Below are 24,622 nucleotides of genomic sequence, written 5' to 3'. Positions count from 1 at the left end.
ACGCTGTTGACGAGACAGGATTTCAATGAATTCTTCTTTACTCATTTTTTGCATAGTCTTTTTTCTGGCAAAGATCGAGACTTAAAGATACAAAGACAACGGGTACTTTATCGGGGGCTTACATTTAAATATTGCTCATCAATAGTTATTTCTATAGGCAAGGCTACAGACCGTGGGCGTTTTTTAGTTTTTGAGCTTTGAGTACTATGTAGACGAATATATCTACTAGATTCAACTTCGCACAGAATTGGCTGAATAATAAAGCCCAACAGGCATAACATTACAATTAATTTTTTAAGCATAGCATAATTTTTAGTTAGTAATAAAAATAATGCTCAAAATTAAAGTAATTAATAAGAGAGAGAGAAAAAAGCTGTCGACATCCATAAAACCATATCACATTAATTATCAAACAATTACACAATATTACATTCAAGATATATCGACATTATAATCAAAGAAAGAAAAAACATAGAACTATTTTGTCGAAAAAGAGTTTAAAATTTCATTTAAACTTCTCGAATCATTCAAATGCATTCTATCCTTTTTAATGCGCTCTTTTTTCTTATAAATAGATTTACGGTCTAAACAATAAATTGCAACCAAATCATTTATTGTTAGATTCATTTTCAATAAGCAACAAAAACGAATATCCAAATCTGTTAATTCAGGATACGTCTCTTTCAATTTCAGCGTAAAATTATCAAAAGCAACATTTACATTGTTAACTATATTATCCCAATCTTCATTAGAGAATTTAATATGCCCCGCTTTCCCAGTAGTCAATGAAATTCCTGAGACGGTTATTAATCTTTTGAAAAACTCTTCACGTAATAAAATCTCCTTTTGTTGCATTACAAGTAATTTCTGCTCGGTTTCCAATTGCGTTAATACTATATCTTGTACTTCCTTTTGTTTTTGCATTATTAATTTCTGTTGCAACCGAATCCTAAATTCTTTTTTTATACGATATTTATAATATGAATATACTATAAATAGAATTATTATAAAAAATAAAAGACATATCCTATATATATTTTTTTCCATCTGTAATTTCGAAAGCTTTAAAGAATCATTCTCATTTACTAACTTCTCATTTTGATATATTTCCTGCATTTTAGTTATTGTATTCGTATACGTTTCTTGTTCTATAGAATCCCTATAGACATCGTATATCCTCCTATACCTCAAAGCCTGTTTACAATTTCCCACCATCTCAGCAACATCAGCAAGTCCTTCATAACTGGCAGCTTTAGTATATAGATTATCACTACTTATGCTTTTACCATAATATATTCCTGCAGAATCAAATTGACACATATGCACAAAAATCTGTGCTTTTAATATATAACAATAGCACAATTCGTCTTTTTCAGGCTGAATATTCCCTGATTTATTAGCGTATTTCAAAGCTAAATCATATTTCTCCAATCTATCATAAGTAGTTCCAACGCAATTATATATATAGGCTAAAGAAATGCTGTCATCTAAATGTATCCAAGATGCTGCTTTTTCATAATAACATAAAGCACTGTCTTTCTTCTCAATTTCTAAAAAGGTAGTACCTATCGCCTGTAAGGCATATGCAATATTCATACTGTCTCCCAGTAAAGTAGAATAATAATATGCCTTTTTATGCATTAACAATTCATCCTCAAAAAGTTCCTGTTCTGAATATAAATTACCTAGATAGTAATGAGATAAAAATAATAACTTATAATTCTCATCAGAGTCAACTAATAAATCTATAACATTTAAGTAATACTCTATTGCTTTCAAGACATTTTTCATTTCTTCATTAGCCCTACCCGCGTAAAAATATGATTGCGCTAATAATTTTCGATCCATATTATCTTTAAAATAGTTTAATGATGTTTTTATAAGTGAATCCGATAATAAAGGACGATAAGTTTTTTCTATAGATTGTGTCAACAACAAACAATATAAAGCATAATCTCTTTGAGACATTTTTTGAGGAGTAGTTATACTTTCCAATATAGAGTATGAACTATCTGGATTTTCCTCTAATAGCTTCATAGCAAACAATAAGTTATCATCATATTTAACTGTTTTATCACATGACATAAAAACACACATGACAATAGTTATCAATATAAAACCTAATAAAATCTTCATTGTGAATAATCAAGTATTTTTTCCTTCCAAAGATACAATTTTATAAACAAGCTATCATAATAATAAACCATTAATTACAATAACATTGAGATTTAGATAAAAAACAAAAAAGAAATCCCTGGAACCGCTGTAGACACTCAGCATTCCAGGGACTCTAACACACAAAAGTTATTATTGAAATTGAAAACAGTTTCTAATTAAAAGCGTAAACCTAAAGTCATCATCACTTTACTACGGCTATTCGTCACATCAGTCTTTTTTAAAGCTCCATCATCAAATGGATAGAAATCTTCCTTATAAGTACTATACATATAAGCTAAGTCTGCGTAAAAAGTCGATCCTCTATAACCGATACCTAATGTATAATTATTATTTGCTTTTGCATTCGCAAAATCCGTATCCGTATTAATTGAATTGTAGCTCAAATCTTTAAAAGCTGTTTTTTTGAATGCTGCTGACATATAATTATAGCCTAAACGAAAAGCAAATTGAGGAATAACTTTCCACTCAGCACCGATACGGAAAGTATTCACACCTTTCAACATTTCTTTTGCTGTAGGATTCTGCCATCCCATTGCTTCTCCATCCGAATAGCTAAAATGCATAGCGGAATAATCCTGATATTCATATTCTGCTCCAATAGCGAAAGATGATCCATAAGTATACCCAAGACTTAGATTATATTTCCATGGTGTACGGAAACGGAAGTCATATCCATAATCAACACCATTCGTAAAATCATAAGAATCTACAACAGCCTCACTTAATTTTTTAGAGTCAAAATCAGGGGTATATGTCACTGCTCTAACATTCGTTTTAATTTTCAAATTATAAAATGTAGGAGTATGAACAGCAACACCAATACGGAATGGAGAGTCTTCAAATGGACGCACGATAGCTCCAAACTTAAAATCCACACCTGAACCATCTATTTTATTCTCAGTAGTCATTTCATAACTTGGAGTACCATAATTCACATTTTCTACGATATATTCCCCATACTCTTCTCCATAAGTAGAAGTCTTTGAATAATTAACATCGTATGCACCAATAGTCAATCCTAAATAAACACGATCACTTATATTAAAAGCAACATTAAAATCATACTGATTGATTCCTCCTTTTTCATGTCCATCATACCATGAATATGGCTGAGGCAAATAACCTATATAACCATCCTTATTTTCATTTAGATTATATAAATACCCATTCCAACCAGTAGCAGCAAGCCAACCAGTCTGACTATCAGTAAACAGATTAATCTTATCATCAGCCAACTTACTGATAAAATCACCATTCTCTTTAATCATAGTGTTTGCTTGATTCGTCATTTGATTAGTCTGAGAAAGAATTGTTCCTCCGGGCCCCAGATTAATCAAACCCTCCATTGTCATATACTTATCAAATGACTTGGAACGAGTATAACTGAATCCAAAATTCACATAACGCAGAGCGGTCTGATTTCCAATTTTAGAAGAAAACACAAATCCAATATTATCAAATGATCCACGAGTCTTATCAACATTAAACTTTGATCCTTCATATTTACTTTCCGAACCAAATGAAGAAAAGCCGAAAGTTCCCATTATATCATTACTACGATATATACCAATACCAGCCGGATTTGTCCCCATAGTAGAAATATCTCCTCCTAATGCGCCCATTGCTCCTCCCATTCCTACAAAACGGGCAGTTCCATTCAAATCCTTCTGCGTAAACTTAGCACCATCGTATATTGTCTGGGCGCTTGCACTTGCCACCATAATAAGAGCAAGTGCAGCTATATTTATTTTCTTTTTCATACGTTTCCTTAAATATTATTTATGCTATAGTTTTATCTTCTACTACCACCTCTAGCTGAACCTCCGCCACCGGAAGAACTTCCACGACTACTGCTACTGCTTCCGCCGCCATATGAAGAACCACTAGAACGAGAAGAACTGCTGCTAGGAGAATAAGAACTGGAACTACTAGAACGACTACTGCTACTAGGAGTATATGTTCGAGAACTACTACTAGAGCGGTTACTGCTGCTAGGAGTATATGTTCGAGAGCTACTAGAGCGACTAGGTGTATAACTACTACTTCCTCTTGAATAAGTTCCGCTACTTCTAGAAGAAGATCCCCTATTATAAGTACCTTCACTTCTTGAAGAAGAGGTACGAGTGCTACTACTACGATTGATTCCTGAAGATGTACTAGTACGAGTACTACTCGGGCGAGTATAAGTATCTCTACGAGAAGAGCTAGTTCTTGTACTTACCCCTGTCCGTGTACTATTCTCTCTGGTTCCTACTACACGTCCCGAAGTTGTTCTATTCGAAGATGTACGAACAGATGAAGAACGAGAAGATTGATATCGGTTAGAAGTATATCTAGTACCACTAGTTGTACGGTTAACACTCCTGTTAGGAGAACGACGGTTGGTGTATAGCATGTCTCTATGACCGCCTCCACCGCCCCAGCCCCAGCTAGGACCACCACCCCAGTGGTGATGATGTCCCCAATAGCCACCGCCGCCATAGAAGCCACCCCAGTAGCCACCATACCAGCCGCCCCATGAACCCGGGTAATATCCCCAGCCATAGTAAGGACGATTCCATCCCCAGCCATAGTTCCATCCCCAACCGTAGGAGTTGTAACGCCAATCCCACCAAAGCGGATTACTAAATGTCGGGAAAGCATAAGCGTACATGCCATCGGTATATACATTCCAGTTCCATGAATTAGGTCCGTAAACTACGTCCCAATAGAGTGGGCTGCTAATGCTGATAGCAAAACGTGGATTACGGAAACGGATAATACGTTCGGCATATTCATAGTCCTCTTGCGAACCATCAAATTCACCGGTTACCCATTCTCCTTCCAAGTCTGGCTGAGCTTTCTCTTTTATATATAAGGTATCGTTTTCCATTACGAATTCATTCTCACGAGCGTCATAACGGCGGTTATATTCATCCACATCCCGTGTTTTTCCCTTGCGGTCCTGAACTACAACGGTAGTGCCCGGTGATGTATAGATGTTGGTCGTGACTTGTCTTTTCGGTTCCTTCTTTTCCGGAGTCGTTTCTTTCTTCTCCTTTTTGTCTTTAGAAGGTACGAAATAAAGGTCGTCATCAACGCTTTGTGCCATCAAGCCTATAGGGAGGCATAAAGCAATTAGCAAGAAATAAACAATCTTTTTCATATCATCTCGGTTTATGTAATTACTTAAACTTATTCACATTACAAAGATAAGGAAGAGATTCGCCACTCTAGGGAGATTTTCCCCAAAGGATAATAGGGAAATCCCTATTTCTAACTATCTTTGCAAAAGATTCACCAAATTAAAAACAACTATGAAGTATTTTGAGTTCACATTCCATACAAGTCCATGCACAGAAACAGTAAATGATGTACTGGCTGCCGTATTAGGCGAAGCCGGATTTGAAAGTTTTGTTGAAAGCGAAGGCGGACTGACTGCATACATACAGCAGGCATTATGTGATGAAGGCACGATAAAGGATGCGATAGCCGACTTCCCGTTGCCTGATACGGAAATCTCCTATACGTACGTTGAAGCGGAAGACAAAGACTGGAACGAAGAATGGGAAAAGAATTTCTTTCAACCGATTGTGATCGACAACCGATGTGTTATCCATAGTACCTTCCATAAAGATGTACCCCAGGCAACTTATGATATCGTTATCAATCCGCAAATGGCTTTCGGCACGGGACATCATGAAACGACAAGCCTCATTATCGGAGAGTTACTGGACAATGAGTTGAAAGATAAATCACTTCTGGATATGGGCTGTGGAACTTCGATCTTAGCAATCCTCGCCCGCATGCGGGGAGCACGCCCATGTACCGCTATCGACATCGACGAATGGTGTGTACGAAACTCCATTGAGAACATTGAATTAAATCACGTAGACGACATCGCCGTTTCACAAGGAGATGCCTCATCGCTTATTGGCAAAGGCCCCTTTGATATCATCATCGCTAATATAAACCGGAATATCTTATTGAACGACATGAAGCAATACATTGCTTGCATGCACCCAGGATCGGAACTTTATATGAGTGGATTTTATGTGGACGATATTCCTTTCATCCACCGGGAAGCAGAAAAGAATGGACTGACCTTCGTACATCATAAGGAGAAAAACCGCTGGGCAGCAGTGAAGTTCACATATTAAGCATTAATCTTCCTTATCTGTTTCAAGAAGACACAGACCACGTATCTTTAAAAGACAGCATATATTTGTGGTAGAGATAAGATGTACGAGATGCTCATCTTGTTATACCCCAGATGCACATCCGGTAGCGTACGAGATGAGCATCTGGTACATACCATCCTTTAATGAAAAGAATGGTATGGTATAATATTCCTTCTGTTATGTTACCGGGAAACAGATATAAAGTATTAAGGTTTTGAATCAAACTCATTCTTTACCTGTTCACACCATTCCCTGATTCTCTTTTCCGCTTGCTCGGATTGATTATCCAAATCGACGACCAAACCGCACCACCGATCACCACGCAACGCTCTGGAACGTTCGAAAGTGTATCCTTCGGAAGAAGTAAAACCGACCAATGTAGCCCCGTCTCCTTCAAATACCTCGGCAAGTAACCCGATTCCGTCAGCAAAGTTTTCGGGATAACGTATCTGATCTCCTAACCCGAAGATAGCTACTTTTTTCCCTTTCAAATCCAATGTACGAAGTTCCGGCAATAACTCATCCCAATAGGTAGGAAGTTCTCCGTCAAACCAGGTCGAAGCACCTACTATAAAACAATCGTAAGCTGCAAAATCATTTTGCCATGCCTGCTCAATAGGCACCACTTCTATCCTATCTTTTCCAAATTCTTTCTGAATTTTCTCTGCCACCCAAGTAGTCTTATCAGCTTTGGTGGCATAAAACAAACCAATCTTCTTCATATACTATACCTCCATTTTATTCCATTAATATTCCAATAGCTTTTTAGCTGCCTCATAGATCTTCGCCTCATCCGGCAATATCTCTTTTTCCAGAATCGGATTGAAACCGACAGGAGTAAATGTAGATCCGACACGCTGCACCGGACCATCCAGATAACGGAACATATCCGTTCCGATCATAGCCGCAAGTTCCGCACCGAAACCGGAGAACACCTTGTCTTCGTGAACAACCAATGCTTTACTGGTCTTTTTCACCGATTCGAAAATCGCCTCCTTATCTAATGGTATCAATGAACGAATATCGATCACTTCGACTTTCCAGCCACTTTCTTTTTCCAGTTGCTCTGCTACATGCAGGCAGAAATGGGTAGTATTACCATAAGTAATAATGCTCAAATCCGTTCCTTCACGACGAATACGTGCCTTTCCGAAAGGAACCTCAAAATCTTCCGGAACAACAGCTGCTGCTTCTACCGAATTATATAGAGCTTTCGGTTCCAAAAACAAGGTAAATCCCTTTGAACGCATACTGGTTCGTAACAATCCGGCTGCATCATCTGCAAAAGAAGGGCAGACAATACGTGCACCCGGCAACGTTGTCAGAGCACCCTCTATATTTTGAGAATGATATAATCCACCACCGATATATCCTCCGGAAGCAAGCCGTAAAGTGATATTCGGAGCAAACTTACCGTTACTGCGCCAATATTCATGAGTACACTCCACATACTGTTCTACGGCAGGCCAGAAGTAGTCTGCAAACTCAGCTCCTTCTATCACTACATGGATTTTAGGGTCAAATCGGCTCATACCATTGGCTGTACCTACAATATAATCTTCGGCAATCGGTGCGCTGAATACACGCGCCTCGCCAAATTCCTGCTGCATGCCTTTGGTCACATTAAAGACCCCGCCTTTTTCTCTGTTAGCCACATCTTGTCCCCAGATAAAGGTATCCGGATTATGGCGGAATTCCGCTTTCAATGTTTCATTAATTGCATTGACCAGGAAAGTCTTCTCTCCTTCTTCCTGATGAGTACCTTCTTTGTATTTTTGCGGCTGATAAGGTTCGGGCATCACAAAATCGTAAATGCTTTTAGGATCAGGTTCAGGGGCAGCCAGCGCCTTGCGGTTGGCAGCAGATAGTTCCTTCTTTGATTCAGCTTCAATTTGCAGCAGTTCCTCTTCCGTCAAGCGCTTATAGCGCAATAACATCCGCCGGAACTTCATTAGCGGATCAGCTTCTTTCACATATTCCAGTTCGTTTTCGTCCCGATAAAGTGTATGTTTATCCGAATTGGAATGAGAACCGATACGAACGCAGTTAGCCTGTACAATCACAGGATTACGGGTACTGATCGCATATTCGCGTGCCTCAGTCATGGCATTCATGGAATCGAACACATCTTTTCCATTGCAGTAGATAATCTTCAGATTCTTGAAACCGGAGAAGTTCTCAGCTACTTTACGATTGGCAGTCTGCTCGGATTTAGGAACAGAGATGCCATATCCGTTATCCTGTATAACGAAAATCACCGGAAGACGTTCCAGACTAGCTCCATTGATAGCCTCGTAAACAAAGCCTTCGGAAGTAGCAGATTCTCCGTGCGAAGTGATTGCTACTCCTTTATGCCCATAATATACCATTGCTCTTGCTACACCTGCCGCATGAAGGTCATGCGTTCCGGTAGCAGAAGATATATTTTCAATATGCCATTCCGGTTTGGCGAAGTGATTCGACATATGACGTCCGCCGCTACCGGGATCGGTTGCTTTCGAAATGCCGTTCAATATAATCTCTTCCGCAGTCATTCCTGCAGAAAGCACGGTCAGCATATCTCTGTAATAAGGGAACAGGAAATCTTCTCCCAATGTGAAAACCTGACCGACAGCCAGTTGGATACCATCATGCCCCGCATAAGGAGCATGGTATGACCAACCCAAGGATTGCAGCTGGTAAGACGGCGCCTTCTCGTCCAAAGCACGCCCTAATGTCATCAGATGGTACCACTTTTTCAGTGTTTCAACATCTGTAGTCTTTATATCATATTTCTTTTTCATAGTTAATGAAGTTCTTAATGAATGAAACAATCTGTTATCAGCCCTTCCAGTTTTCCAGGTAATCGGCTATGAAGTGCAGGAAGTTGCCTCCCAGCATACCGTCAACTACACGATGGTCATAAGACAGGGACAGATACATCTTATGACGGATAGCAATCGTATCACCTTCCGGTGTCTCTATTACGGCAGGCTTCTTCTCAATATATCCCACTCCCAAAATGGCAACCTGGGGCTGATTGATTACCGGCGTACCGAACAAACTCTTGAATGTACCGAAATTAGTAATGGTAAACGTACCTCCGTCAATATCATCCGGCATCAATTTGTTATCACGAGCCTTCAATGCCAGCGAGTCTATAGCTACAGCCAATCCATTCAAGTTCAGATGATCGGCATCGTGTACCACAGGAACTATCAGATTGCCATCATTCAAAGAAACAGCAATACCGATATTGATATGTTTCTTGAAAAGAATATTATATCCGTCAACAGATACATTGACCTGAGGATATGCTGCCAATGCTTTTGCTACAGCTTCTGTTATGACAGGCATATAGGTCAGTTTCACTCCCTCACGACGGAAGAAAGCGTCTTTATTCTTTTCACGCCAGCGTACCAGTTTGGTTACATCTACCTCTACTACATTGGTTACGTGTGGTGAAACCTTCTTGGACATCACCATATGATCCGCAATAATCCGGCGGACACGATCCATTTCTTTCACTTCTACTCCCGGAATATTGGCAGCCGCAGGTGCTTGTTTAGATGGAGCAGACGGTGCAGCAACAGGAGTTTGCACGGAAGCCGCCACAGGAGAAGTTGTCATAGAGCCAGCCCCTCCAGTCGAAGAAGGCATAGAAGCCGTAGGTGCATCACCGGTAGGTATTGCCGCCTTCGATACTTCAGAAATTCCCCTTTTCTTCTTCTCAATATAATCCTTTATATCTTTCTTGCTCAACCGGCCTTCGTATCCTGTGCCTTGTATCGAATCAAGTTCTTCTTTCGGAATATTCGCACTTCGTGCCAATTGAATCACCACAGGAGAATACCAGCGTTCTTCAGCCTTTGCTACCTGAGAAGATACTTTTCCTGCATCAGAAGAAGTATTCTCCTTACTTTCTGGAGTTTCTTTTCCACTTGCAGTTTCTTCATCGGATGCCTCTTCACCTCCCATATCTACAACAGCAACCACTGTACCCACAGCGACTGTATCTCCTTCCTTAAACAGGATTTCCACTACCTTACCGGCTACCGGTGAAGGTATTTCCGCACTGACTTTCGCCGTATTTACCTCGAAGAGAACATCGTCTTCCTGAATGATATCCCCCACTTTCACAGACCAAGAGACAATCGTCCCTTCGGTTATACTCTCGCCCAACTTAGGCATTTTTATTTCGAATCTTGACATAGACAGTAAATTTATTATTCAACCTTGAACTATTAAAACAACCCGCTGAAAAAGAAAGTTTTAGGTTAAAGTATTTTTAACCGGACTCAACGACTGAATATCCATTCTTCGCAAATATATTTCTCAGTCCGAAGTTTATGGATTGCTTCCAATTCTTTCTCACTGAAAGTATCAGCACATCCCTTCTGACTAAAATATTCGAAAAGTATCGCTTTGAAATGATCAACCGTTTCCATAGGTAAGTAACGACTGATATTTGTGACTTCACTACGGACAGACGGAACAGCATACACAGATGATGCCACACCCGTCTCAATGTTCCTCTCCGGATTCAGTACCTTGTTTAAAGCGGTAAGATTCGTATCATACAACAAAGTACAATGATAAAGCACCCTGTTCTTGTGTACGCACTGGGCACTCCCCGATATTTTCAGACCATCAAGATAGATACCCAGCCGTTCATCTCCTTTTGCCGGCAATCCTATCTGTTTTAAGAAATCCAGTATCCGATGAAGATAAAGACTGAAATCAGGCAAGCGGGACACTGTTTCGATAAAAGTTAAATTGACATTACCCAAATCATGATATACAGCTCCCCCACCCGAAAACCGACGGGCTATTTGAATCTGTTGTTCTTCCGCCCATTCCCGGTTCACTTCCAACTGTACAGATTGGTGTTTTCCCATCACTACAGAAGGAGTGTCCTGCCAAAGCATGAAAACAGAATCTGTTTCCTGCTTCAGCAAATACTCTTCTGCCGCCAGATGAAAATAAATATCTGTAAAAGTGTTATGAAAGCACCTCATGATAAATCTCTCCAACCGTAGGATGGGGAAATACATTCTTCTGAAATTCCTCAACCGTATAGCCCTTCTGAATGGCTATTCCGGCAATCACAATCAATTCCGACGCTGGATTTCCAAGCATATGACAACCGATAATATGATCAGCTTCATCAAGTATCAGCTTACATATTCCATTTACCTGTTCGTTTTCCGCAACAAAACGTCCGGAATAAGCCATTGGTAACTTCGTAACACGATAAGGAATGCCCTGTTTGGTCAGCTCTTCTTCTGTCTTACCTACGCCGGCCACTTCCGGATTGGTGTAGACAACTCCCGGCACACTGTTATAATTCATCCGGTCTTCCACTCCTAAAATATGATTGATTGCCACTTCCGCCTCCCGAATTGCCGTATGCGCCAATAAAGAATAGCCTGTAATATCACCGCACGCATATACTCCGGGATGAGAAGTCTGAAGATATTCGTCTACTTTAACCCCATTCCGATGAAGTTCTATATTCAGCTTATCCAATCCGACATTGGTAATATTTGCTTTACGCCCCACACTGAGCAAGATCTTTTCCGTTTTGATAGTAGAAGCCTTCCCATCTTTCTCTATGACGACTCCGTCAGGTTTCACTTCTATTACTTTTGTATTCAAGTAGAAAGTGACTCCACGTTTTGCATATTCCATACGAAGCATACTGCTGGTTTCCTTATCCATGACTCCCAGTATCTCCGGCATCATCTCGACAACATGCACTTTCACTCCCATACTGTTGAAGAAAGAAGCAAACTCCATTCCTATGACTCCACCACCTATAACAACCAACGTTTCAGGAAGCTCTTTGATCTCCAAAGCCTCTTTTGACGTCCAGTAACTAACTTCCGACAGTCCCGGTATCGGAGGAATAACCGTGTCGGAACCGGTACATACCAGCAGATATTTCACTTCATATCTTTCTCCGTCACAGATGATACGGATCAGCCCGTTTTCTTCTCCTTCTATAAAGGCTTCTTTTTCCACGATCGTCACTCCGTAAGAGTTCACAGTCATCTTTACCCCACCAGTCAGCATTTTCACCGTTTTCTCTTTACGGCTCATTATTTTAGTTAAATCAAACGAAGGAGATTCGGCAGAAATGCCATATTTGGAAGCACTCTTGATGCTATCCAGAATTTTAGCAGAATATAACAACGTTTTAGTAGGAATACATCCTTCATTCAGACACACCCCACCTATTGCCTTTTTTTCAAACAAAACGGCTCTCAGTCCGTTTGCCCCTGCCCTTTCGGCAGCTGTGTAACCAGCAGGGCCACCACCAATAATAGCTATATCAAAGTTCATAATCGTATCTTTTTAGTAATAATACGATTATAACAAATGAGAGAAGAGATTAGTTGTATGACAGATCAATCATCCTACTTGATCGTCAGCTTTTTGAGTTCTTCTAATGTACCGTTGAATACATTGAGGTCTACATCTTCTTTAATACCGGGTACATTTCCGACATCAGTATGTTGCCAGAAATTCCACTTGCCCTGATATTTCACCGAATCGACATAATAGTGAGCGATCCAATAAGGATAAGCATTGAAAATAGAATCGTCCAGATAACGGGTCTTGAACTTATAAGAGGTATAAAGAATGGGCTTCACCCCATAATGGGATTCTATACGATCCAACCAGCGCTTAATGCCTTGCTGCAATTCTTTTTTCTCTTTTCGACCGGTCACTTCCACATCGAGAACCGGAGGCAGGTCGCCGGAATCCAGTTTGACCGTACGTATAAAAAAGTCCGCCTGTTTCAAAGCATCTGTACCGGGAATATAGAAATGATAAGCGCCACGGATAAAGCCATGATTACGCGCATTAGCAAAATTGGTTTGAAAGGTAGTATCGTTATGATCTCCCCCTTCCGTCGCTTTCATAAAAATGAAGTGCAAAGGAGTTGCCGTCTGTTTATTCTGTAAAAGTCTCCCCCAGTCTATTTTTCCTTGATAATGGGAAATATCAATCCCATGAATATCATATCCGGAAGGAATACAAACTCCATATTCCTTTAAACCATTACAAGGTTTCCACCGATAAGCATAAGGACGTATAAAGAAATAATAGAAAACCATAGAGAAACAACCGACAATTGCCACAGCCAATATATTTCGAAGCCAACCAGGCATCGAATAATGCTGCTTCACCGGTGCCTTTTTCGGAGCACGGGAAGGCCTGGAAGAAGAAACCGTCCTCTTTTTGGGGGTAGTGGAAGCAGTTCTTTTCTTTTGGACAGCAGAAATCGGATTATTACGTGACGACATTTACTTTGAGTGATGAATGTAATATAGATAGGCACGGATTACACGGAATACACGGTTTTAAGAAATAGTATAACTAAAACCGCGTCAATCCGCGTAATCCGTGCCTGAAAGAGCTCTTCATTGCAACTGTTTCTTACTACAGTCCGGTGAAGTTTTCTTATTTAGCTTGTTCCAATTGCAAAGTCTTAGTTGCCTGGTCGCAAACTTCTGTAGGACCAAAGTACTGAATCGGACCTGGATATACATAATCCGTTTCAACAGCCCAACGGTCACGCTGTGCAGCGAATGCTTTGAAAGGAGCACCATCCAATTTCACTAATGCTTTCTGGATCACCGGTTTCATTTCACCGTGGCGGCGTTCCATATTCATCATCATGGTGATAGGCACACCACCTGCAATCCATTCGGCAGCAGGAGCAGTTGTGTTGCGTACAGAAGACATATAACCGGTCTTACCGTCAGCAATCAGCATAGAAGCTGTGTATCCCAAAGAATAGCAGTAGTCAGCATCAAAGTTTGACGGAGCAGCGCAACGTCCTTCGTAACCGAAGAAGTGGTGCTGTGCAGCAAACTTACCCACATATTTGCCATCTTCTTTCCAAGCAGCCAATTTGGTAGCTACCATTTCAGACAACAGTTTTTCTGTTTCGATCAGTGATACCTGAACGTTTCCGTGCGGGTCACGGTCCAGTGTCAGCTGGCGAGCTACACCTTCCGGCAGACTTGCATAGATAGCAGAGTTTTCCGGAGACAGCTTACGGATGATGTAATCACGTTGATGAGACTTCTTGATCTGAGAGAACTCTTCTGCATTTGCAGCCAGGAAGTCGTTCAACTCAGCGATCAGACGCTTCATAGCCGGAATAAATTCCACCAGTCCTTCCGGAATCAATACTGTACCGAAGTTATTTCCCTGTGCAGCACGGTCAGCTACCACTTTAGCGATAGATGTTACTACATCATCCAGAGACATATCTTTTTCTTCCACTTCTTCAGAAACGATACATACGTTAGGCTGTACCTGCAAAGCACATTCCAGTGCGATGTGAGAAGCCGAACGACCCATCAATTTGATAAAGTGCCAGTATTTACGGGCTGAGTTACAGTCACGCTGGATGTTACCGATTACTTCTGCATAAGTCTTACAAGCTGTATCGAAACCGAAAGAAGTTTCAATCATATCGTTCTTCAAGTCACCGTCAATCGTCTTCGGGCAACCGATCACCTGTACACCGTACTTCTTGGCAGCATAGTATTCAGCCAACACACAAGCGTTTGTATTAGAGTCATCACCACCGATGATAACCAGTGCTTTGATGCCCAATTCCTTGATGATCTCAAATCCCTTTTCAAACTGAGTTTCAGTTTCCAGCTTCGTACGTCCCGAACCGATGATATCGAAACCACCTGTGTTACGGTATTCGTCGATGATGTCAGCAGTCAGTTCCATATAGTTGTGGTCTACCAGACCGCCAGGACCCAGGATAAAGCCGTACAGCTTACTTTCAGGATTCAGCTTTTTGATACCGTCGAACAAACCAGAGATTACATTGTGTCCGCCCGGAGCTTGTCCGCCGGAAAGGATTACACCTACGTTCATAGCAGGAAGTTGAACAGCTTCACCAGCTTCGAATGTAATCAACGGCATTCCGTACGTGTTAGGGAATAATGCTTTGATAGCTTCCTGATCGGCTACAGATTGAGTAGCAGCACCTGCTACAGCTTTAACGGCTCCTGTTGCCAATGCTTTCGGAAGTTTGGGCTGATAAGCAGCCCTTGCGATTTGCAATGCACTTTTAGTCATTTTCTTTATTTTTATTTAAAGGTGTTAGTAAGTTTCTTGTCAAACTTGAAAAGCGTTGCAAATTTCGCATTTTTCCTCGAATTATGAAAGAGAAGCCCTCATTTTATTTCGCTGCATAGTTACAGAGGCTATTGCTTCCAGCCACCGCCAAGTGCTTTATACAGTTGTACTACGGTGATCAGTTCATCACGAATAGCGTTACTCAGACCAATTTGTGCGTCAAAATAACCACGCTGGGCATCAAGAACATCCAGATAATTGATCACTCCATTGATATATTGCAACTGCGCCAAATCCATATAACTCTTAGCCGAACGTTCCAGATTGGCACGAAGCGCGTACACCTCTTTTATCTTATTAAAGTTGACAATCGCATTACGTGTCTCCTTGAAAGCCGTCAGGACTGTTTTCTCATAACTATGTATTTCTGCTTCATAGGCCGCTTTTTTGCCTTTCAACGCAGCACGGTTTTTTCCCCAGCCAAAAATAGGAGTCAATAAAGCACCTTCCATAACGGCATAAGGCGATTTTAGAAGTTCTGACAAAGACGTGCTTTCACTACCGAAACCACCCGTCAGTGCCAGACGAGGAAACATATTCGTATAAGCCACACCTACTTTTGCATTGGCAGCGATCAGTTTCTGCTCTGCCTGACGTATATCGGGACGGCGTTCCAGCAAAGTGGAAGGCATCCCTATCGGAAGAGTTTCCGGGAAATTAAACTCTTGAAGCAAACGGGAACGGGCTATGCGATTCGGGTATTCTCCGGCCAGAAAAGCAATATCATTCTCTTTCAGCGATATTTTGCGTTCCAGATCAGGAACCAGAGTAGCTGTACGTGCCAACTCTACCTGCGCCTGACGATAAGAAGTCTCCGAAGTAAGTCCTCCTTCAAAACGGATACGTGCCAGACGAACCCCTTCTTCACGAGCTTTTAAAGTCTGCTTGACGATATCCAGTTCCGTATCCAAGGCAACCAGCTCATAATATGCCTGTGCCACTTCCGCCACAATCGTCATCTGAAGCGCACGTTGTGCTTCTACTGACTGCAGATATTCGGCGATGCTGGCAGAACGTGCCCATCGCAGATTTCCCCAAAGATCGAGTTCCCATGAAACAAGGAACTGCGCTTCAAAAGTATCCGATTTCTTAAAAGCATCTCCCCCATGATTTTCAAGTTCACGCTCGGCAGTCACTTTACCTTTAATATCGGGAAGCAGCGCGGCAGTGGATATCCGTTTCTGAGCTGCCATTTCCTTGATGCGGGCAGCCGCTATCAACATATCTTTATTATGATCCAACGCACGGTCTATAAGACTGCGAAGTGTGGAATCCGTGTAGATTTCCTCCCAATCCTGATCTCCAAAGCTGACCGTATCCTGATGCTGAGCCAGACTATCGGGTAAATGAAGATCAGGACGGACGTAGCTCTTGCCTACTTTGCAGGAAGTCAGTATTCCTGCAATAAGTAGTATAGCAATATATAGTTTATTCAGTTTCATTATTTCTTATGTTTTAAGATTTTCGACTTTGTTTTATACACCATCACAAAGAAGAACGGCACGAGAATGATACCAAATATGATAGCGAATATCATTCCGAAGAATACGCCCGTACCAATCGCCTGACGGCTCGCCGAACCCGGACCACTCGCCAGTACCATCGGAAGCATTCCCAGTACAAATGCAAGGGAAGTCATCAGAATAGGACGGAAACGTAATTTCGCTGCGTAGATTGCCGACTGAATCAAGTCTTCACCTCTATCTACCTGCACTTTGGCAAACTCTACAATCAAAATGGCATTCTTGGCGGCAAGCCCGACAAGCATTACCAATCCGATCTGGAAATAAACATCATTCTCCAGTCCGCATACCCAGACTCCCAGATAGGCTCCCAATGCTGCTACAGGCAAGGATAGCAATACAGCAATCGGCACTGTCCAACTTTCATATTGTGCGGCAAGGAAGAGGAAGACAAACAAGAACACCAGTGCCATGACCATACCCGTCTGACCGCCTGCCTGTTTCTCCTGATAAGAAAGTCCGCTCCACTCCAGTCCGATATTATCCGGAAGATGGTCACGGGCGATCTGCTCCATAATCTCCATTGCCTGACCGGAACTGTATCCCTGTGCGGCAGCACCCCGGATAACGGCAGTAGTAAACATATTGAAACGCTTGATACTTCCCGGTCCTGTCGTATAAGAAGCATTACCCAAAGAAGTCAGCGGCACCATCGCTCCATTGGAAGCTTTCACAAAGAACAGGTTGATATTGTCTTTATGTTCCCGATAAGGAGCTTCCGCCTGAATATATACCTTATATATACGGTTGAACATATTAAAGTCATTCACATACACCGAACCTGTATACGCTTTCATCGTAGAAAACACATCTGCCAAGGGTACTCCCAGCATTTTCACCTTGTCTCTGTCCACATCAAAGTAAAGTTGGGGAATCTCCGACTGCAAGGAAGAAGACAAACCTGTAAGCTCCTTACGTTTGGAAGCATAATACATCAACGTATCTGCCGCATCTACCAAATTATCGAAAGTAGCCTCTCCACGAGCTTCCAACTGCATTTCAAAACCACCGGAGCTGCCCAGTCCCGGTATGACCGGAGGAGTAGACAGGTAGACTTTACATTCGGGGTATTCTCTCAAATGTTTTTCTACCGTATCCATAATTTTTTCAATACTGGTGCTCTTTCTCTCTTCCCAGGGTTTCAGAATAACGGTCAACTCGGCACGTCCCTGATTACTGCCTACACGCGGACTGCTTCCGGTCACGTTCTGCACATATTCTATATATGGATTCTTCTCCAGATAAGCAATCGCGCGTTCCGTTACTACACGGGTTCGCTCCAAGGTAGCTCCTTCCGGCAGTTCAAGTTCAATCTTAAAGTATCCCTGGTCTTCTACCGGCAAGAAACTGGTCGGAATAATCCGGTGAATCAACAGAATAGCAATCAATACCATACCAAAAGCACTCAAAACCCGACGAGGATGTTTGATAGTACGGGTGACGGCAGCTACATACTTATTGCTTCCGATACCCAGCCACTCATTGATCTTTCTGAATACTATATTTTTCTTCTTGCCACTATCCGGTTTCAAAATGAGCGAACACATCACAGGGCTCAGCGTTAAAGCAACCACAGTAGAAATCAGTACAGATACCACGATAGTTACCGTAAACTGACGATACAGCTGCCCGGTAATTCCACTCAGAAAACTTACCGGAACAAACACAGCCGCCAATACCAGTGAAGTAGCGATCAATGCGCTTGATAATCCGTTCATCGCTTTCTTTGTCGCCTCATAGGGACTCAGCTTCTCCGTTTCCATAATATGCTCTACTCCTTCCACCACTACAATCGCATCATCGACCACGATACCGATGGCGAGAATCAAACCGAGTAAGGTCAATATATTAATAGAGAAACCAAAAATCAGCATGAATCCGAAAGTACCAATCAGGGAGATAGGTACCGCTACCACCGGAATCAATGTAGCACGCCAGCTCTGCAAAGACAGATACACTACCAACACAACCAGCACCAATGCTTCGAACAACGTCTTATATACCTCATGAATAGACTCAGAGATATACGTTGTCATATCAAACGGAATCTCATAACTCAATCCTTCCGGAAAATTCTCGCTGATTTCTTCCATCGCCTTCTTTACATTCTCGGCTACTTCCATCGCATTGGCACCCGGCAACATGTAAATACCCAGTACCGCTGCATTCTCACCATTGATACCACTCTCGGTATTGTATGAAGAAGCCTCCAGAGATACACGTGCCACATCCTTCAGCCGGATGATGGAACCATTGGCATTGGCACGTACCACAATATCCTCAAATTGCCCTACTGTAGAAAGACGTCCCTGAGTAGTGATAGGAATCGTTATATCCAGTCCCTGTACCGGCTGCTGACCTAATACACCGGCTGCCGATTCACGGTTCTGGTCTTTCAAGGCATTCTGCAAGTCCTGCACAGTCAATCCGAAGTTAGCCAGCTTATCAGGCTCTGCCCATATCTGCATAGCATAGTAACGGCTACCAATATTGGATACACGTCCTACTCCCGGAATACGGCGAATCACATCGAGCACATTGATCGTAGCAAAGTTGCTCAGGTAAATTTCGTCAAACTTAGGATCGGTAGAAGTCAGACAGAGTGTCATTAACTGACTGGGTGCCTGTTTCTCTACGGAAATACCATTCTGAATCACTTCCGCCGGAAGACGGGATTCAGCCAGCTTCACACGGTTCTGAATTTCCACAGCAGCCAAATCCGGGTCAGCAGATACATCAAAGGTAACTGTTGCCGAGAAGCCACCGGAGTTAGAACTGTTTGATTCCATATAAAGCATACCGGGCGTACCATTGATTTCCTGTTCAATCGGAGTAGCCACCGCCTGCGACACGGTAAGTGCACTCGCACCCGGATAAGACGCACTGATCTTTACCACCGGAGGCGTGATCTGCGGATATTGATCCACCGGAAGCATGGTCAGCCCGATGATTCCGACAATCACAATCACGATGGAAATGACAGCCGAAAATACCGGCCTGTCTATAAAAAAACTAACTTTCATTGATTATTCTCCTTTTGCGTTATCCTTCATTCCTGTTGTAGAATCACCTGCCACCATAGTGGTATCCTTCACCTCCGCTTCCGGCTGACTGATCCGTACTTTCATGCCCGGGGTCAACTTATGGAAACCTTCTACAACAATTGTCTCTCCTACAGCAAGTCCTCTTTCCACTACGACGTTATTCCCCACTTCGGGTCCTAACTCAATAAAACGTTTCTCTACTGTATCATCTTTACGCATTGTATAAATATAAGCTCCGCCTTTTTCAATGGTAACAGCTTTCATCGGAACAAGGATAGCTCCTTCACGCACGTCCAAAAGTAGTTTTACTTTGGTAAACTGTCCCGGAAGCAATACCTGTTTCGGGTTAGGCATCTCTGCACGTACGGAGAAAGTACCTGTCTGGGGATCGACCTGCGGTTCTGCAAAATCGACATATCCTTTATAGGGGTAAACCGTATTATCCGCCAAAGTAATAGTTATGTTCGGTTGCCAGGAACGGGTAGAATCCTGTTGTCCGAGGTTAATATTACGTTCTTTACTTTTCAGATAATCAAGTGCCGTCATACTGAAATCGACCAATACGGTATCGCTTTTTACTACTGTAGCCAGCAGAGACTTTCCTCCGGGACCTACCAGCGTTCCCAAGTCTACATTTCTTTCACTGATATGTCCGGCAAGAGGTGAACGAACAATGGTATAGCCTAATTCGAGTTCAGCCTGCGCCAAGTCCGCCTCACTCATCGCTACTGTCGCAACAGCGCTTTCATAAGCTGCTTCCGCATTATCCAGATCCAGCTGGCTAGCAGCATTTTGTTCGTACAACGGACGGATACGTTTCAAGTCACGTTCAGCTTTCAATGCCTGTGCTTCGTCCTTTTTCAGCTGAGCCCGTGCCTTGTCGGCTTTCGCACGATATTGGTCCTGATTGATCACAAACAAGACCTGATTCTTATTTACATAAGTGCCTTCGGCAAAAAGCATGTTTTCCAGATAGCCTTCTACCCTGGCACGTACTTCGACAAATTGCTGGGCACGGATTCGCCCCACATATTCTCCGAATATCTCTACATCATCTTTTATAACCGGTTCAACAATCACTGTCGGCATTTCCGGCGCAGCCTTCTGAGGTCGAGTCAGTATCCAATATACTCCCAACACAATTACCACACATACTACAGCAGCAATGTTTCTCTTTCTCCTCAGTTTCAACTCATGTTTCGAAAAGAATAATCTCATATCGAATCTTATTATTTAATTTAACTTATGTTTGTTCTACACTCTATTATGCAATACACATACCAAAATATCCTGTTTTATCTTATCTGTTTATTATCAACATATTACATTTTTCCTCTTGAAGACGGAAGTGTGGAAAACATCCTTAAAGTGTAGAATTTATCCACATTTCCGACTTTTAGAACATTTTTTATAGTTCTTGTTTCATCAACTAAACAATTTATCCCCTACATTTGTAGTTATATTGTACATCAACACAATAACATGTCTAATGAAAAAACAAATCTTTTCAACATTAGTTTTTGCAATGTGCCTGATATTACCTTTTTCTGTTTATTCACAGGAACAACGGAAGAAGGTCGGCGTTGTCCTCAGTGGCGGCGGTGCCAAAGGAGTGGCACATATCAAAGCATTGAAAGTCATCGAGGAAGCAGGCATTCCGATCGATTATATAGTAGGCACCAGTATGGGATCTATAGTCGGTGGACTTTACGCCATCGGTTATACTCCGGAACAACTGGACAGTATGGTACGCAAACAGGACTGGACTTTCCTTTTGAGCGATCGTATCAAACGCAGTGCCATGTCGCTCACCGAACGCGAACGCTCTGCAAAATACATTGTTTCGCTTCCTTTCACAAAGAACCCGAAAGCTGCCATGTCCGGAGGAATTATCAAAGGACAGAATCTAGCCAATCTGTTCTCTGATCTGACAATGGGCTACCATGACTCGATCAATTTTAATAAGTTACCGATCCCCTTCGCCTGTGTATCGGCCAATGTAGTCAATGGGGACCAGATCGTATTCCATGATGGCGTACTCTCTACTGCCATGCGTGCCAGTATGGCTATCCCCGGTGTATTCACACCGGTACGCAAAGACAGTATGGTATTGGTAGACGGTGGAATTGTCAATAATTATCCGGCAGATGTGGCCAAAGCAATGGGGGCTGATATTATTATCGGAGTCGATGTTCAGAACGCGTTGAAAGGTGCCGACAAACTCAACAGCGCTCCGGATATATTGGGGCAGATTATTGATCTCACTTGCCAGACCAATCATGAAAAGAATGTAGAACTCACTGATACCTATATCAAGGTAAATGTAGACGGATTTTCTTCCGCCAGCTTCACTCCGGCAGCCATCGATTCCCTGATGCGTCGGGGCGAAGAAGCCGCACGTGCACAGTGGAATTCCCTAATTGCCTTAAAAAAGGAAATCGGTATACCGGACAATTATGTCCCCAAACAACATGGACCGTACTCTTCTCTTTCCAATTCACGGACAGTATACGTCACAGATATATCGTTCTCCGGCGTAGAGGCTGATGACAAAAAATGGCTGATGAAGAAGTGTAATCTCAAAGAGAACAGTAACATTACCACTCAGCAGATAGAACAAGCTGTGTATCAGTTGCGTGGCAGTCATTCTTACTCAAGCGCCAGCTACACACTTACCGACACTCCCGAAGGGTATCACCTTAATTTCTTGTTAGAAGAAAAATATGAGAAAAGAATCAATCTGGGCATCCGTTTCGACTCGGAAGAAATAGCATCCCTGCTGATTAATGCCACAGCGGATCTCAAAACTCATGTTCCTTCCCGATTATCCCTGACCGGCCGATTAGGAAAGCGATATGCCGCACGCATCGATTACACTCTCGAACCGATGCAGCAACGCAATTTCAATTTCTCATATATGTTTCAATATAATGACATCAACATCTATGATGAAGGTGAACGTGCCTATAACACTACTTACAAGTATCATTTAACTGAATTTGGCTTTTCGGATGTCTGGTACAAAAACCTCCGCTTCGGACTCGGACTTCGTTTCGAATATTATAAATACAAAGATTTTCTTTTCAAGAAACCGGAACTCACTGGGCTGGATGTAGAATCCGAACATTTCCTGAGTTATTTCGCTCAGGTATACTATAGTACATTCGACAAAGGATACTTCCCTTCCAAAGGAACCGAATTCAAAGCTGCCTATTCGCTCTACACCGATAATATGGCTCAGTATAATGATCACGCCCCGTTCTCCGCACTGAGCGGTTCGTGGGCCAGCGTAGTTCCCGTAACCCGACGTTTTTCTATCATTCCATCCATCTATGGTCGTGTTCTGATTGGAAAAGACATCGCCTATCCCTTGCAAAATGCCATTGGCGGCGAAGTATACGGACTCTACATTCCACAGCAACTGCCGTTTGCCGGTGTGACCAATATGGAACTGATGGACAATTCTATCATGATTGCATCCGTGAAACTCAGACAACGGATGGGAAGCATTCATTATCTCACTCTGACAGGTAATTATGGCTTGACGGACAGTCACTTCTTCGAAATACTGAAAGGGAAACAACTGTTTGGTATCAGTGCCGGATATGGTATGGACAGTATGTTCGGTCCGTTGGAGATTACGTTCGGGTATTCTAATCAGACTGACAAAGGAAGTTGTTATGTGAATCTGGGATACTACTTCTAAGTCACTATTTCGGTTCCTGCATACATAGGACTATACTTACCATGATGAGAAAAAGTTCTCACTGCGATGAGATTTTTTTCTCATCATAGTGAGAATTTTTTCTCATCGCAGTAAGAACACTTGAGAATATTCAGTATCCTAATCTGCTGTTATACAAACTTTTCCCTTTTCTGCAGATATAGTAATCCGATCATCATCCAGACTAAACTGGCGGATAAAAGGAAAATGCGGTTTTTGATAAGGATTCCCTCCCAAATAATCGGATGAACATTATCGGGAACACGAAAAGGATTCAGCAGAACGTTCCAAAAAGAATCCGGCTTACCTAAGAACATCAATGCAATGCCTATAATAATCATAAATACGGCAGTTCCGTTTCCACTCCGCGTAATGGTAGACAGCATAAAAGCCATGTTTCCGAAAAAGAGTATCGGGAACATCAACTGTAATGCCATCTCAAGCGGATTGACCGGATACAGCAATAAAATGGCTATGTATGAAAAGACAATCAGAATAACAAAAATTGCCACATAAATCATCAATAACCGCACGCCCCAAACCTTATACTTATAGTCGGGGATTCCAAAGAGAATCTCCAATATCCGGCTATCTTCATCATTCTGAATGCCGAATACAGCCGGATAGAAAATAAGCAGCATAGACGGAAACATCAGGATGCTATAGATGAGTCCCTCGTTAATCTCCTCCCGTTTCCAGGCATTCTGAAACATGAAAAGAGCAAAAAAGCCAAATGCAGCCAACAGAAACCAGAAAAACTTCCCGGCAAATATAATCTTCAGGTTATACCTGACTACTTTAGGCAACAGTTGTATCAATTGTTTGAATGTCATATCC

General features: G+C 42.1%; 17 protein-coding genes. 3 read left to right on the top strand and 14 right to left on the bottom strand.

Annotated features, from left to right (window positions below; translation table 11 throughout):
* The coding region (locus NBH01_RS10915; RefSeq protein WP_250700089.1) for a hypothetical protein at positions 1-201 on the top strand (201 nt) is incomplete at its 5' end.
* Between the two features lie 276 nt (positions 202-477).
* Here NBH01_RS10915 and NBH01_RS10910 read toward each other — a convergent pair.
* From NBH01_RS10910 to NBH01_RS10900, 3 genes are all read right to left on the bottom strand, one after another.
* Positions 478-2,136 carry a tetratricopeptide repeat protein gene (locus tag NBH01_RS10910; protein WP_055229364.1) on the bottom strand — a complete coding sequence of 553 codons (1,659 nt, stop codon included), beginning with the start codon at positions 2,134-2,136 and terminating at the stop codon, positions 478-480.
* A gap of 197 nt (positions 2,137-2,333) precedes the next feature.
* Positions 2,334-3,938, bottom strand: a complete 1,605-nt coding sequence (locus NBH01_RS10905) for an OmpP1/FadL family transporter (RefSeq protein WP_055228957.1) — start codon at positions 3,936-3,938, stop codon at positions 2,334-2,336.
* Between the two features lie 32 nt (positions 3,939-3,970).
* Positions 3,971-5,323, bottom strand: coding sequence for a hypothetical protein (locus NBH01_RS10900; RefSeq protein ID WP_055228958.1), 1,353 nt, complete (start codon positions 5,321-5,323; stop codon positions 3,971-3,973).
* Between the two features lie 151 nt (positions 5,324-5,474).
* Between NBH01_RS10900 and prmA the strand changes: the two genes are divergently transcribed.
* A complete protein-coding gene (gene prmA / locus NBH01_RS10895) occupies positions 5,475-6,317 on the top strand; it encodes a 50S ribosomal protein L11 methyltransferase (protein ID WP_143919899.1) in 843 nt (280 codons plus the stop codon).
* 227 nt (positions 6,318-6,544) lie between these two features.
* On the opposite strand, the gene NBH01_RS10890 is transcribed toward prmA, so the two are convergent.
* The 10 genes from NBH01_RS10890 to NBH01_RS10845 form a co-directional block, all read right to left on the bottom strand.
* On the bottom strand, positions 6,545-7,060 hold the full coding sequence (locus NBH01_RS10890; RefSeq protein ID WP_055217389.1) for a flavodoxin: 516 nt from the start codon (positions 7,058-7,060) through the stop codon (positions 6,545-6,547).
* Between the two features lie 24 nt (positions 7,061-7,084).
* Complete coding sequence (locus NBH01_RS10885; RefSeq protein WP_008766152.1) at positions 7,085-9,121, bottom strand: alpha-ketoacid dehydrogenase subunit alpha/beta; 2,037 nt, start codon at positions 9,119-9,121, stop codon at positions 7,085-7,087.
* A gap of 37 nt (positions 9,122-9,158) precedes the next feature.
* Positions 9,159-10,529 carry a dihydrolipoamide acetyltransferase family protein gene (locus tag NBH01_RS10880; RefSeq protein WP_048692258.1) on the bottom strand — a complete coding sequence of 457 codons (1,371 nt, stop codon included), beginning with the start codon at positions 10,527-10,529 and terminating at the stop codon, positions 9,159-9,161.
* Between the two features lie 86 nt (positions 10,530-10,615).
* A complete protein-coding gene (locus tag NBH01_RS10875) occupies positions 10,616-11,335 on the bottom strand; it encodes a lipoate--protein ligase family protein (RefSeq protein WP_048692279.1) in 720 nt (239 codons plus the stop codon).
* Positions 11,319-12,662 carry a dihydrolipoyl dehydrogenase gene (gene lpdA / locus NBH01_RS10870; RefSeq protein ID WP_008766155.1) on the bottom strand — a complete coding sequence of 448 codons (1,344 nt, stop codon included), beginning with the start codon at positions 12,660-12,662 and terminating at the stop codon, positions 11,319-11,321. Before lpdA ends, NBH01_RS10875 begins: the two co-directional genes overlap by 17 nt.
* 74 nt (positions 12,663-12,736) lie before the next feature.
* Entirely contained in the window at positions 12,737-13,630 is an 894-nt protein-coding gene (locus NBH01_RS10865; RefSeq protein WP_048692256.1) for a glycoside hydrolase family 25 protein, read from the bottom strand.
* Positions 13,631-13,787: 157 nt separating this feature from the next.
* The gene (locus NBH01_RS10860; RefSeq protein ID WP_234141640.1) at positions 13,788-15,434 is read right to left on the bottom strand and encodes a diphosphate--fructose-6-phosphate 1-phosphotransferase; all 1,647 of its coding nucleotides are present in this window, start codon (positions 15,432-15,434) and stop codon (positions 13,788-13,790) included.
* A gap of 128 nt (positions 15,435-15,562) precedes the next feature.
* On the bottom strand, positions 15,563-16,936 hold the full coding sequence (locus NBH01_RS10855; RefSeq protein WP_062695209.1) for an efflux transporter outer membrane subunit: 1,374 nt from the start codon (positions 16,934-16,936) through the stop codon (positions 15,563-15,565).
* A complete protein-coding gene (locus NBH01_RS10850; protein ID WP_062695211.1) occupies positions 16,936-20,040 on the bottom strand; it encodes an efflux RND transporter permease subunit in 3,105 nt (1,034 codons plus the stop codon). Before NBH01_RS10850 ends, NBH01_RS10855 begins: the two co-directional genes overlap by 1 nt.
* A 3-nt stretch (positions 20,041-20,043) precedes the next feature.
* Positions 20,044-21,279: an efflux RND transporter periplasmic adaptor subunit gene (locus NBH01_RS10845; RefSeq protein ID WP_008766159.1), complete on the bottom strand. Its 1,236-nt coding sequence runs from the start codon at positions 21,277-21,279 to the stop codon at positions 20,044-20,046.
* A 271-nt stretch (positions 21,280-21,550) separates the two neighbouring features.
* On the opposite strand from NBH01_RS10845, the gene NBH01_RS10840 reads away from it, so the two are divergent.
* Positions 21,551-23,767 carry a patatin-like phospholipase family protein gene (locus NBH01_RS10840; RefSeq protein ID WP_062695213.1) on the top strand — a complete coding sequence of 739 codons (2,217 nt, stop codon included), beginning with the start codon at positions 21,551-21,553 and terminating at the stop codon, positions 23,765-23,767.
* A 149-nt stretch (positions 23,768-23,916) separates the two neighbouring features.
* Here the strand turns inward: NBH01_RS10840 and NBH01_RS10835 are convergent, their stop codons facing one another.
* Positions 23,917-24,618 (bottom strand): hypothetical protein, encoded by a 702-nt coding sequence (locus NBH01_RS10835; RefSeq protein ID WP_062695215.1) that lies wholly within the window; start codon positions 24,616-24,618, stop codon positions 23,917-23,919.
* Between the last annotated feature and the right edge of the window lie 4 nt (positions 24,619-24,622).

This window comes from Bacteroides sp. B1-V-101 (assembly GCF_023656585.1).
In the GTDB taxonomy this organism is placed as follows: domain Bacteria; phylum Bacteroidota; class Bacteroidia; order Bacteroidales; family Bacteroidaceae; genus Bacteroides; species Bacteroides thetaiotaomicron.
The sequence above is the reverse complement of the archived record's forward strand: the minus strand, read 5'-3'. Positions and strand labels throughout refer to the sequence as shown.

Bases quoted from the DNA above. Each gene is read 5' to 3' on its own strand.
- NBH01_RS10855 (WP_062695209.1), bottom strand. From the start codon at position 16,936: ATGAAACTGAATAAACTATATATTGCTATACTACTTATTGCAGGAATA.
- NBH01_RS10865 (WP_048692256.1), bottom strand. From the start codon at position 13,630: ATGTCGTCACGTAATAATCCGATTTCTGCTGTCCAAAAGAAAAGAACT.
- NBH01_RS10890 (WP_055217389.1), bottom strand. From the start codon at position 7,060: ATGAAGAAGATTGGTTTGTTTTATGCCACCAAAGCTGATAAGACTACT.
- NBH01_RS10880 (WP_048692258.1), bottom strand. From the start codon at position 10,529: ATGTCAAGATTCGAAATAAAAATGCCTAAGTTGGGCGAGAGTATAACC.
- NBH01_RS10835 (WP_062695215.1), bottom strand. From the start codon at position 24,618: ATGACATTCAAACAATTGATACAACTGTTGCCTAAAGTAGTCAGGTAT.
- NBH01_RS10845 (WP_008766159.1), bottom strand. From the start codon at position 21,279: ATGAGATTATTCTTTTCGAAACATGAGTTGAAACTGAGGAGAAAGAGA.
- NBH01_RS10875 (WP_048692279.1), bottom strand. From the start codon at position 11,335: ATGAGGTGCTTTCATAACACTTTTACAGATATTTATTTTCATCTGGCG.
- NBH01_RS10860 (WP_234141640.1), bottom strand. From the start codon at position 15,434: ATGACTAAAAGTGCATTGCAAATCGCAAGGGCTGCTTATCAGCCCAAA.
- NBH01_RS10885 (WP_008766152.1), bottom strand. From the start codon at position 9,121: ATGAAAAAGAAATATGATATAAAGACTACAGATGTTGAAACACTGAAA.
- prmA (WP_143919899.1), top strand. From the start codon at position 5,475: ATGAAGTATTTTGAGTTCACATTCCATACAAGTCCATGCACAGAAACA.
- NBH01_RS10850 (WP_062695211.1), bottom strand. From the start codon at position 20,040: ATGAAAGTTAGTTTTTTTATAGACAGGCCGGTATTTTCGGCTGTCATT.
- NBH01_RS10840 (WP_062695213.1), top strand. From the start codon at position 21,551: ATGAAAAAACAAATCTTTTCAACATTAGTTTTTGCAATGTGCCTGATA.
- NBH01_RS10905 (WP_055228957.1), bottom strand. From the start codon at position 3,938: ATGAAAAAGAAAATAAATATAGCTGCACTTGCTCTTATTATGGTGGCA.
- lpdA (WP_008766155.1), bottom strand. From the start codon at position 12,662: ATGAACTTTGATATAGCTATTATTGGTGGTGGCCCTGCTGGTTACACA.
- NBH01_RS10910 (WP_055229364.1), bottom strand. From the start codon at position 2,136: ATGAAGATTTTATTAGGTTTTATATTGATAACTATTGTCATGTGTGTT.
- NBH01_RS10900 (WP_055228958.1), bottom strand. From the start codon at position 5,323: ATGAAAAAGATTGTTTATTTCTTGCTAATTGCTTTATGCCTCCCTATA.